The 11,693-nt window shown below is 45.6% G+C and carries 9 protein-coding genes; 6 read left to right on the top strand and 3 right to left on the bottom strand.

Annotated features, from left to right (window positions below; all coding sequences use genetic code 11):
• The 3 genes from D8Y20_RS12975 to D8Y20_RS12965 all read left to right on the top strand — a co-directional run.
• Window positions 1–457 (top strand): hypothetical protein (locus D8Y20_RS12975; protein ID WP_236075449.1); only part of this gene is annotated, 457 nt, incomplete at its 5' end.
• 184 nt (window positions 458–641) lie between these two features.
• Window positions 642–1,808, top strand: coding sequence for a tRNA uracil 4-sulfurtransferase ThiI (thiI, locus tag D8Y20_RS12970; RefSeq protein ID WP_121544141.1), 1,167 nt, complete (start codon window positions 642–644; stop codon window positions 1,806–1,808).
• Entirely contained in the window at window positions 1,805–2,083 is a 279-nt protein-coding gene (locus D8Y20_RS12965) for a hypothetical protein (RefSeq protein ID WP_121544140.1), read from the top strand. The genes thiI and D8Y20_RS12965 overlap by 4 nt, the downstream gene beginning before the upstream one ends.
• Before the next feature lie 10 nt (window positions 2,084–2,093).
• Here D8Y20_RS12965 and pta read toward each other — a convergent pair whose 3' ends face one another.
• Complete coding sequence (pta, locus tag D8Y20_RS12960) at window positions 2,094–4,271, bottom strand: phosphate acetyltransferase (RefSeq protein WP_121544139.1); 2,178 nt, start codon at window positions 4,269–4,271, stop codon at window positions 2,094–2,096.
• Window positions 4,268–5,488 carry an acetate/propionate family kinase gene (locus tag D8Y20_RS12955; protein WP_121544138.1) on the bottom strand — a complete coding sequence of 407 codons (1,221 nt, stop codon included), beginning with the start codon at window positions 5,486–5,488 and terminating at the stop codon, window positions 4,268–4,270. The genes pta and D8Y20_RS12955 overlap by 4 nt, the downstream gene beginning before the upstream one ends.
• A gap of 401 nt (window positions 5,489–5,889) precedes the next feature.
• Here D8Y20_RS12955 and D8Y20_RS12950 point away from each other — a divergent pair, with 401 nt between their 5' ends.
• The 3 genes from D8Y20_RS12950 (at window position 5,890) to D8Y20_RS12940 (ending at window position 9,246) form a co-directional block, all read left to right on the top strand.
• Window positions 5,890–7,299 carry a DUF2130 domain-containing protein gene (locus D8Y20_RS12950; RefSeq protein WP_121544137.1) on the top strand — a complete coding sequence of 470 codons (1,410 nt, stop codon included), beginning with the start codon at window positions 5,890–5,892 and terminating at the stop codon, window positions 7,297–7,299.
• A gap of 120 nt (window positions 7,300–7,419) precedes the next feature.
• The gene (locus D8Y20_RS12945) at window positions 7,420–8,475 is read left to right on the top strand and encodes a deiodinase-like protein (RefSeq protein ID WP_161957647.1); all 1,056 of its coding nucleotides are present in this window, start codon (window positions 7,420–7,422) and stop codon (window positions 8,473–8,475) included.
• 84 nt (window positions 8,476–8,559) lie between these two features.
• Window positions 8,560–9,246, top strand: a complete 687-nt coding sequence (locus D8Y20_RS12940; protein WP_121544135.1) for a magnesium chelatase domain-containing protein — start codon at window positions 8,560–8,562, stop codon at window positions 9,244–9,246.
• A gap of 63 nt (window positions 9,247–9,309) precedes the next feature.
• On the opposite strand, the gene D8Y20_RS12935 is transcribed toward D8Y20_RS12940, so the two are convergent.
• Window positions 9,310–11,693, bottom strand: a 2,384-nt coding sequence (locus D8Y20_RS12935) for a CHAT domain-containing protein (RefSeq protein ID WP_236075447.1), incomplete at its 5' end; no start/stop codon positions are given.

The raw sequence follows: 11,693 nt of genomic DNA, 5'->3' as shown, positions 1-11,693 counted from the left end.
ACCTGGCACGTTTATGCGTGTTGCCATGGATAATTTGCTTGGAAAGGGGTCTATCCAGACTGCATTTTTCTTTATCTATTTTTCAGTGCTCACGTTCCTTTTTTCAGAAGTTGTGTTCCTCATATTCCTGAACAAGAGCGTTCGGAAATGGTGCGATACGATCTATGTGCATGGCGTGGGAACACTTGCTGCAATCGGGTTCTCTATATGGGGGCTGATTCCCGGTTATGCGATTTATAATTATGGCAAAGCAGGATTTCAGGCGGAGTTGTTACAATATTTTCTGGCTGGTGTTGTTCTGAATATAGCGTTTACGATTTTTATAAGCTTTCATAAGAACCTGACAAGTAGTAATGGTTCAAAAAACAGATGGTTAAAGCTCCTGTTCTTTATCACGCTGATGCTGGCATGCATTTTCTTACCATGGATCAAGGCTGATTTTCTCATTTTGAAATGAGTGCCGGAATTTCCGGTGAGATCATCGTTGACGGGGCCAGGCTTTCATTCATTGGTGATTTCTGAATTGTTTTTGATGTAAAGTGGCGAGTCTTAGTGTTGGGATCTAAGGATAAATCTCTTTGTTTAAAGCGAATCTATGAAATGACTGTAACTTCTGATGCAAGTAATTAGGTTGCGCGGCTATGGCTAAGATATTATTTCATTTCGGTGAGCTTTCGTTAAAAGGCAAAAACCGTTCCACGTTTGAGCGCAAAATGGCGCAAAATATTAAGCGGGTGATTAAACCTGTGTTGAAACCGAATGGTTTTTACCGCGAACATGGTCGCATGACGGCTGATGTTGAAGTGATCTCCGATGAGTTACTGGATCTGTTGGCGCTATTGCCGGGTATTCGTAATTTTTCGGTGGTGCACGAGTGCAAACCGGAATTGGCGACCATTCAACAAGCGGCCAAAGCTGCGGTATTGGAAGATTTCGGAGAACATGTGGCGGGTAAACCGTTCCGTGTGAGTAGCAGGCGCAGCAATAAAGGGTTTCCGATCACTTCACCTGAATTGAATTTTGAGGTGGGTGGCTATCTTAAAACAAAACTGGAATTGTCTGTGAATCTTGATAATCCTGAAATCGATGTGCGTGTCGAAGTCGGTGCAAAATCGGTCTATATCTATACCCGTAAAATCCAGGGTATTGGCGGTTTGCCTGTGGGTACATCAGGGCGTGGTGTGGTGCTTTTCTCCGGCGGTATCGATTCACCGGTAGCAGCGTATACGATGATGAAACGTGGCATGGAAGTGGTGTTGGTGCATCTCTATAACAGCACCATCAATCGTGATTTTGCCAAGATTAAAGACCTGGCTGCTCAGGTGTCGCGTTATCAGGGCCGGGTAAAGCTGTATATGATCGATCTGGAAGAATTTCAGCGTCATGCTATTGCACTGGTGCCGGCTGAATACCGTATGATTATTTATAAACGCCAGATGATTCGCTCTGCTGCATTGATTGCGCGTGAAGAGCGCGGTCAGGCATTGGTGACAGGTGATTCGTTGGGCCAGGTCGCCAGTCAGACGCTGGCCAATATTCATGCCATTTATGATGCCTCCGACTTACCGTTGTTGCCGCCACTGATTGGTGCGGATAAAGAAGAGATTATCGCGCTTGGTCGCCGCATCGGCACCTATGATATTTCGATTGAGGAGTATTGTGATATCTGCTCATTCCTGATTGCCAAACATCCTGAGACCAATGCAAAACGGGAGAAGGTTGCAGCCTATGAATCGCAACTGCCGCTGGAAGGTTTGGAATATCCAACCCATACGGTGATCTTTCATTCAGGTCATGAAATCGGTTGAATGATCAGGCAGACGCCAAACAGCAGATGAAGCGTCTGTTTGGCCTGTTCTTGTTCTGGTTCTCATGGGTATTGTGGACAGTGCCGTTTGCCTTGCCCTTTGTAGTCGATAGTGATGTTGAAACCATTGCTGTTGCCACAGCAGCAGTGTTGGTAGTCGCGGAAGTCTGTTTTTTTACCAGTCTGTTATTGCTTGGAAAACCATTTTATCTGGCCATGAAAAAACGTGTGAACGCATTATGGGGCACATTCAAAGGGAAAAACAGATCAACTTGATCACTAACTATTAACCAGCCTGAATCGCGGTTAATGCAATGGTATAGACAATATCTTCAACCGTTGCGCCGCGCGATAGATCATTCACCGGTTTGCGTAAGCCCTGCAACATCGGACCGATGCTGACTACGCTGGCACTGCGCTGAACCGCTTTGTAGGTGGTGTTGCCAGTATTCAAATCGGGGAATATAAATACATTGGCTTTGCCTGCCACCTTACTATCGGGTGCTTTGCTTTTGCCTACCGAGGTAATGGCTGCGGCATCATATTGCAGTGGCCCATCAACAAGCAGGTCAGGCCTGCGCTGGCGTACAATTTTGGTAGCCTGACGTACTTTATCCACATCAAGTCCTGTACCTGATTCACCTGTGCTGTAACTGATCATAGCGACTCTTGAATCGAGTCCGAAGCGGCTGGCTGAATCGGCACTTTGAATGGCAATATCGGCCAGTTGTTCTGCGTTGGGGTCGGGGTTGATGGCGCAATCACCATACACCACAACCTGATCAGGCAGGCACATGAAAAAGATGGAAGAAACCAGTTCAGCTGATGCGCTGGTGCCAATCAACTGGAAAGCCGGACGCACAGTGTTGGCGGTTGAGTGCAGCGCACCTGCTACCAGCCCATCCACATCATCGAGTGCCAGCATCATTGTGCCGAGTGCTATACGGCTCTGCAGTTGATCTTTAGCGATAGTGCGGGTCATGCCTTTGTGTTGACGCAAGGCGACCATCGGTTCGATATAGTCTTCGATAACATCAGCCTTATTGATAATGCGGACATCATCCAATGAGATGCCCTGTGAGGCTGCGACCTGATGAATACGCTCAGGATCTCCGAGCAGGATACAGTCTGCGATGCCGCGCTGCTGGCATTGATAGGCGGCCATGATAGTGCGTGGTTCTTCACCTTCAGGCAGTACAATACGCCGTTTTGTTTTGCTGGCCTGTTGGATAAGCTGATAACGAAATGCAGCAGGGGAGAGGCGTGGTTTGCGCTCGATTGCACAGCGTGCTTTTAACCAGTCAGCATCCAGATGATCGGCAACATGGTCCATTCCCTTATTGATGAGATCAAGATCATCCACGGCTACTTCCGGCGGCATATTGATCAGTTTTGCAGCGGTATTGAATGAGGTGCCTTCCACCAGCAGTAGTGGAAGGCCGGTTTGAATGGCCTGATGACACAGGGCCATGATACGTGGATGCGGTTTGAACCCACCTGTCAGCAGGATGCCGGCCAGCCGTACACCGTTCATGGCAGACATACATGCTGCGACAAACACATCGTCACGATCGCCCGGAAAAATGAGTAGGGTGTGTGGTTGATACACACTGAGTGTATTGACCAGGGTGCGAGCACAGAGCTCCATGCGCTCTACGCGCCGCTCCTGCAAATAGCCCTCGTTTAGAATCTCCGCATCGAGATAGGCGGCGACATCACACATGCGTAAAGCGGTGAGTGGATGTTGCCATGGAATAGCACCGATAAAATGGAATGGTTTACTGCTTAGTGTCTGGCACATGGGATGTTGTGAAAAATGATTTTTGTGAACTTTGTCTGTTGCTTGTATGGCATCAATCGGCAGTAGCTCTGATTCTAATGGAATAGGCTGTGCGGTATCAGATTGCAGACCATCAGCCATCAACAGGGTCGGTTGTTTATCGTTGGGCATACCCACCTTGTTGAGAATCGTACCGATCAATGCTGTACCGTTATCATCGGAAAATGCGTTGGCGGAAATATCGATATACTCTTCCATATCCGGCTCAGGTTTTGCCACCAGAATCACTTCCGCATCGAGTGCTTTGCTCACTGCAACATTGAGTCGTGTGGCATAACCGGCGTGATTATCAGCAACCAAGCCTTCAATAATCACCACATCAGCGTGGCGCGCACTCTGCCGATACAAGGCAACTACCTCTTCCATCAGTAAACCCAATTTCCCGGCACCAAGCAGAGACTCGGCCCGCCTCAAACTGATCGGGTGCGGTGGTTTAATACCTGTCATGTGTTCAATCAGCAGCGTTGAACGTTCAGGCCCCTGGTCACCTTCATGCAATTGTGCAAAGGGTTTATAAAAACTGGTGCGAATGCCAAGTCGGTCCAGTGCGCGAACGAGTCCAAGGCTGACGGTGGTTAAACCCGCACCGGCTCCTGTGGAAGCCAGGAAAAAGGCGTGACTCATGATTGGTGTTCCTCTCGGGTTAAAACATTGTTGACATAACGGGCAATCATTTTCTCTTCATTGGTTGCGATCACCAACACAGGAATGGAATCTGTCGCGCTGTGGATGAAACCATCTGAATGTTTGCCGTGCTCGTCATTTTTTTCGGCATCGATACTAACACCTAACAGTGATAATTGTGCTACTGTTTTAGCACGAATATGGCTGGAGTGTTCACCAATACCGCCGGTGAAAACGATGGCGTCGATAGATCCCAGAGCCACGCTTAGTCCTGCTAGTGATTTGGCTAGCCGATAGCAGAACATATCCACTGCCAGCGCCGCCCGCTTGTATGTCTGATTATGTATGTCGTCATCATATTTGGCGGCAGCATCCAGCAGTGTGCGCATATCATTGCTCTGGCCGGAAATGCCAAGTAGCCCCGATTCGCGGTTAAGTGTGTTGGTGATCGTTTCTAAAGAACTGCCACTCTGACGGGCAATATAGTCATGCAGGCCGGGATCGATATCTCCACTGCGGGTGCCCATAACGAGGCCTTCCAGTGGTGTCATACCCATGGTGGTATCTACACTGATGCCATTTTTAATGGCAGTGGCACTGCAGCCATTACCCAGATGGGCAGTGATGATATTGCATGCATCAATTTTACGTCCGAGCTTTGCAGCAGCCTGCTGGGCAACATAATGATGACTGGTGCCGTGAAAACCATAACGGCGCACGCCGTATTCGGTGTACCAGTGATAGGGCACAGCATAGAGACTGGCGTGTTCAGGCATAGCATGATGAAAAGCGGTATCAAAGACAGCGATATGCGGGATATCCGGTAACTGTTTTATCGCAGCGCGTATGCCCAGGAGATTGGCAGGGTTATGCAGTGGAGCCAAGCGTGAGAGTGCTTCAATTTCTGCCATGACTGCTGCGTTAAGTACGGTTGGTGCAATGAATTTTTCACCGCCATGTACAACCCTGTGTCCAAACGCTGCAATACTATTTTTATCCACCCGCGCAAACAGCGCATCGAGCATTTGTTGCATGGCTGTTTCATGATCGGCACCGGCAATATTTATCTGCTCTATTTTGCCATGAAAGCTTAGCGACAGGGATGCTTTCTGATCACCAAGGCGCTGTGCCATCGCTTCAGCCAGTTGTGTTTCTGATGGCATATCGATCAATGCCATCTTGATGGAAGAGCTGCCGGTATTGATGACCAGAATCATTGTGTCAGACAATGTGGAACCTCGGAGTGAGCGTGGAATGGATTGTTATGCACATGAATATACGTAGGAATATTGATTACTCTTCATGCTGAAGCCTAAGCAAAAAAGATGCCGATAAACGATGATTCAATGCCGCAATAATACCTTTCGAAGCTTAGATATGAAACGTGAAAAATATGTTAATGCAAGCATATGGAGTGGGGGGGGATAAGGATCAATGAATTTATTTTGATGATGGTCTATGGTTAGAGCAGGCTTGCCAGGTAGGCGTTGATGAATCGGCACCTGCCTATAGGAAATGGTCCAAGCAACGCAAAGAGAAGGATGCCATTACGCTTGCGTCCTTCATGCCGATCGTTAACCGTCACATAGAGAACTGCGAAAATAGAGGATATATAGTCATGCACGAAATCATCTGCCCCCACTGTAAGAAAGCATTCAAAATTGATGAGGCTGGGTATGCAAATATTCTGAAACAGGTTCGCGATAGTGAATTTGAGCAACAGTTGCATGAAAGGCTTGCGTTGGCCGAGAAAGATAAGATCAATGCAGTTGAACTTACCAAGGAAAAAGTCGGCAGCCAAATGCAGAAAGCAGCAGCAGACAAGGACGCTGAAATTCAAAGCTTGAAGGCAAAATTAGATGCTGGTGAGGTTGCGCAGCAACTTGCTGTGGCTGAGGCTATGAAAGCTGTTGAAAAAGAACGCGATGCATTGGCCAGTGAACTAAAGCGGGCCGGGCAACATAACGAAGCTGCTTTGGCGTTAACTGAGGCAAAGCACTCCAACCAACTTCAAGACAGTTCTGCTAAAAAGGATGCAGAAATTCAAGCATTAACGGCAGAGCTCAAGGCAAATGAGGCTGCGCAGAAGCATGCAATCTCTGAGGCGGTGAATGAAGTCGAGAAGGGGCGCGATCAATTGAAAAGTGACCTGGAACGAGCGATGTTAGAGAAGCAACTGGCTGAGAAATCGCTCAAAGATAAGTATGAGACGCAGATTAAGGACCGTGAAGACGAGATTGAGCGCCTCCGCGATATGAAGGCCCGGCTGTCAACCAAGATGGTTGGAGAAACCCTTGAGCAACACTGCGAAACCGAATTTAATCGTATTCGCGCAACCGCATTCCCCAAAGCATATTTTGAAAAAGACAACGATGCACGTAGTGGTAGCAAGGGCGACTACATCTTTCGCGATTCAGATGAGTCTGCCACTGAAATCGTTTCGATTATGTTTGAGATGAAGAACGAAAATGATGAAACAGCGACCAAGAAGAAAAACGAAGATTTTCTTAAAGAACTCGACAAGGATCGTAATGAAAAGCAGTGTGAATATGCGGTGCTCGTATCTCTTCTTGAGCCTGATAGTGAGCTTTATAATTCAGGTATTGTCGATGTGTCTCACCGCTATCCAAAGATGTATGTTATCCGACCGCAATTTTTTATTCCGATCATTACATTGTTGCGAAACGCTGCCCAGAACTCACTGAAATACAAAACTGAATTAGCGATAGTGAAAGCACAGAATGTGGATATTACAAACTTTGAGAGCGAGCTTGATCTGTTCAGGTCAGGTTTCGCCCGGAACTACGAGCTGGCATCCAGGAAATTTAAAACAGCTATTCAGGAGATCGACAAAACTATCGACCATCTTCAGAAGACCAAGGATGCGTTGCTTGGTTCTGAAAATAACCTGCGTCTGGCCAACAACAAGGCCGACGACTTAACTGTTAAAAAATTAACCAAAAAGAATCCCACCATGGCAGCGAAATTTGCCGAGCTCAAGAACGATGATAATTCTGGTTCTGCCTGAGTTGTACCACAGCACAATGGAGTAAAGTGACGGCTAACAGGTCAATCAACGTTGCGCTTGAGAAAGCAAAGAAGGGTCGGTTATTGAGGCGTTATGCATAATGCATTCAGGAGAAATAGCTTGAAAATACCAGCATATTTAGTGCTTCGATTATTAAGCGCTACCCTTGTGATGATTGGACTGACATTGTTGTTCTTTTCCGTCATGTATCTGTTATCGCATGAAGTAATACCGCCACAATATAGGGATGCTATGTTTGTTTTGGGCGTACTCTTATTGCTGCTTGGTTTTGTAGGGCCTGTTCGCATCCTTTATAAGGGAGCTCAAATTCCTGTTGAAATCAAGCGTGCCATCATGATTCAAGCCATTACGATGCCTCTTTCAGGCATTGCTTTTCTCTTTGCAGGCATGATGAATGCATCGGTCTATGGAGTATGGGCATGTTTCTTTGTTGGCCTACTTATTTTACTGTCTGCACTGGTAGGTATTTATCCTTTAAGTAAAAAATTTCCTGATACGTTTTATATCGATGAAATGTTGAGTATTATAAAATCAGCAGGCTTAGCCGGAGATAAAAAAAATAGTTCCGCCGATAAGGCCTTTCTACGCTGGACACAGGGGCGAGAAGGCGTACCTGTAGGCAGTAAAGCGCCCGATGGAACAGTGATCACAATGCAAGGTGAAGCAGTTGCTCTCTCCTCCTTCTTTGGAGAAAAACTACTCGTCTTAAATTTTGCTTCTTATAGCTGTCCGCACCATAGAAAGCGCATAAGCGAAATCCAAACGCTTATGAAAAAATGGCAGCATCACGATGTGAATTTTTTAACTATTTACACAGCAGAGGCACATACTGAAGATGGTTGGAAATTGGTTGATCAGTATCTCAGTGATGTAGAATATACAAACGAGAAGGACTTTTGTTTCTCTTATGCAAAAAACATTAATGAACGCAAAAAAATGGCAGAGTGGCTCATGGAGAAGAAGCATTTTGATATGCAGCTTGTGCTTGATTCCATGCAAGATTCGCTGTTAAAGGCATACAACTCATGGCCTATCCGATTATATATTATCCATGAAGATCGGGTTGTATATTGTGGTCAGCAAGGGCCGTTTGGTTATAACCCGGCTGATGTTGATATGACATTAGAAAAATTGCTGGGAGCCTGTCAAACTTAGGGTGATCGTAGAGAGCCGATGGGGAGATGACCATGCTAGCTGAGTTTTTCTGTTATAACGCTGCCGATAGGCTACAATTAACATATGTTAGCCAGACTTTGCAGTGCCTCGATTCGCGGACTTGATGCTGAAGCCGTGGATGTTGAGGTGGATCTCTCTCGCGGATTGCCATGTTGGTCATTGGTAGGTTTGCCTGAGGGGGCAGTACGTGAGGCGCGTGATCGGGTGCGGGCGGCGGTGACCAATTCTGGTTTTGAATTTCCTTTGCGCCGCATTACAGTCAATCTGGCACCCGCAGATAAACGTAAAGATGGCTCACATTTTGATCTGGCCATTGCGATTGGTTTGTTGATGGCTTCCGCTCAGATCATACGTAGTGCAACAAGCTTGGCAAAAGATGATGTGTTTCTTATTGGCGAACTGGCATTGGATGGGCGGCTCAACAGTGTGCGCGGGGTGTTACCTCTGGTGTTGTTTGCTCGTGATCAGGGCTTTACCAAGGTGATTGTGCCGATAGGCAATGTTGTGGAAGCTGCTGCAGTGCAGGATATGGAAATCTATCCGGCTGAGCATCTGTTGGCAGTAGCCCAGCATTTGGGTGGTAGCAAAATGCTGCGTGTGGCTGATCATGTGGCTGAACTGAATGATCAGCCGGTCTGTAGTGAAGATATGGCCGATATCCGAGGCCAAATGCAGGCGCGGCGTGTATTGGAAATTGCCGCCGCAGGTTCCCATCATCTACTAATGGTGTACTCCCCAAGGTTAGATTAGAAAATCACAGTACCAAGAGGGGCGAATGGCCGTTTCCGGCCAGAAGCGGACACTCAGATCATCCTATTTTATAGCTCCTGTAATCTGGAATGCAGCCCAATAATAAGGGTGAGTATATTTGGACTTAGTAGTTAACTGAGCATTGCGAAGTGCAGAGCGTTTGTCTGTTTTACCCAAGTTGTCATAGAAGCTCTGCATCAATACCGATGTGGCAGCATCATCAACCTGCCACAAGCTTGAGACGATAGAACTAGCTCCTGCGTACAAAAAACCACGCGTGAAGCCTACAACATCATCACCATTAGCAATCTTACCCAAAGCAGTTTCACAAGCTGATAAGGTTACTAGGTCAGCATTGAGATTAAGATCGTAAAGCTCTCCAACAGTGAGTATTCCATCATTCTGAGCATCTTTAGCTAACAGAAGTCCTGAGTTAAGAGGCTTCTCTGCATCAAAGGTTCCATGGGAAGCAAAGTGCAAGTATTTGAAAGAATTCCCGTAGCTCTTGATTGCAGTTTCAGTGGCACTCCCTCTAAGTAGAAGCTTAGAGCCTTTCATACGTTTGGATACTTTGATCGCTTCTTTCTCGGCAAAAGGAAGATCAAACTTCTTATCTCCCAAATCAGGGTTGCCCAATGCAAGCAATGTCCCTGCCTTGTTTTTGTTCACTTTCAAAAACTTCATCACTGATGCAGATGGAAGAACTCGAAGATTATAACGATCAATCAAAAAGCCTTTGCCTGCTGTAAGCGCTGAGAAAGGTACATAATGCAAAGCACCATGAGGAACGATGGTAATATTCTTGCCATTAATGCCATTACTTATAGGTGTAATCAATCTGTTATAAAGCTTCTTACCACTCGTTTTATATGCCGCGCTCTTTGGATGAAGAATTGCTTCTCTAAATGAGGCTACATCAGCAGCTAACCCTTTAGCTTTAAGCTTCACTCCTTGAATGCCTTCTTTGGATACCACAAAGGCAAAGAGATTGTTCCCTGAACCGTAGTATTCAATCAGAGTCTCACCCGCAGGCAATAGGTTTTGAATCTCTTTCACATCAGGGGCAGCTACAGTGACCAATGAAGATAATTCTGGAGCTTGTTGAATCAATGCCTCACGATTCTTAATGACTACACTTCTAGTGCTAGAACGATCAACATCATTACCACTAATCACACGAAACTTCGCTTCAGCGGTGTCCAATTGAGCTAACAATTGATTCTGTTCAGAGACACTCAAAACATCCCCTCCAGAAAATTTCTTCTTACTTGCCAACATATCGACCAAAGCACGGGCTTTACCACGTTCTGCATAGGCAAAGGCTTCATCGTAGCGGCCTACATCCATCAATGCGGTAACCAAATCAGAGTAAACAGTCTGTTTATCACCTGCAAAACCCATTTTATAAGTATCATTAACAATAGTGGAGCGCTGATCTTCAATGACACCAATAGATTTTTGGAATTTTACAATGGCCTGTTCTATTTCGCCTTTAGTTAAATGATATGAACCACGATTATAGAGACTCACCCAATAATAAGATGGAATGTCTGATATGGGAGAATTAGCTAAAATATTATCAAGTATTTTTATACTGTCGTCAACATTGCCCGAATAAGCATAAATTTCGACTGAAAGTGTTGCTTGGGCAATATTTTTACGCATATCAAATGTATTGTGTTTTGATGCTTCCAGAATATTTGCGCTGCCTGTACCAATCTTTTGCATAGGTGCAATAACTGGTGACAATAAAATACCAGCAAGGTCATTAAAACCCTCTGTTGCTAAGCCTGCTGAATTCTCCAAAGCATCAAGAAGCTCCCTAGCTTTGCCATAATTGCCCATTTGGACATAAATTCGCATAAGTGCAAGGCGAGCATGGTCTCGAACACTCCAATTAACTCCAGCTCCAAAAATACCGTTATGAAGAGAATTTGTTATGCCTTCTAGCTTATGAATAGATGCATTTGCAGCAGCATCTTGACCCAAAGAAATACTAGCCAGAGCGGCAGTTTCTAGTGGCCTAACTCTCAAACTTTGCAGTGCAAAGCTATTTCCATACAGGCTGTCAAAGATGTTAGTTGTCTTGGCATGCTTATCCTCTATCCAAAATACAGCATAATTAGCGTGCTCAAGAGCTTGATGATAATTTTGGAGTTCAAAATATGCCAACGCCAAATCAGATTCGACAAATAAATTGGTTCCTACAACTTTTGTTGTCGCTTGCTTACTCCAACTCCAATCATACTCAACGTTTTTATATCTAGATTTAAAACGGTCTACGCATGAAAAAAACTGTTTATATTCTCCTGACCGATAATATGCCCGACACAAAACCGTAAAGTCATCTCCACTTAAATTTCCTTCTTTCTGAAGCTCCAATATTAATTGTTTATGCTGACCATGATCTAACGCCAATGCCCTTTTGTTCACACAACCGTTAAGCG

Source organism: Mariprofundus sp. EBB-1, assembly GCF_003665155.1.
GTDB lineage: Bacteria > Pseudomonadota > Zetaproteobacteria > Mariprofundales > Mariprofundaceae > Mariprofundus.
Note: the sequence above shows the minus strand (reverse complement) of the source record. Positions and strands in the feature narration are given on the sequence as shown.

Excerpts from the sequence above, each read along its gene's own strand:
- D8Y20_RS12940 (WP_121544135.1), top strand. The coding sequence starts at position 8,560 with ATGTTAGCCAGACTTTGCAGTGCCTCGATTCGCGGACTTGATGCTGAA.
- thiI (WP_121544141.1), top strand. The coding sequence starts at position 642 with ATGGCTAAGATATTATTTCATTTCGGTGAGCTTTCGTTAAAAGGCAAA.
- D8Y20_RS12955 (WP_121544138.1), bottom strand. The coding sequence starts at position 5,488 with ATGATTCTGGTCATCAATACCGGCAGCTCTTCCATCAAGATGGCATTG.
- pta (WP_121544139.1), bottom strand. The coding sequence starts at position 4,271 with ATGAGTCACGCCTTTTTCCTGGCTTCCACAGGAGCCGGTGCGGGTTTA.
- D8Y20_RS12950 (WP_121544137.1), top strand. The coding sequence starts at position 5,890 with ATGCACGAAATCATCTGCCCCCACTGTAAGAAAGCATTCAAAATTGAT.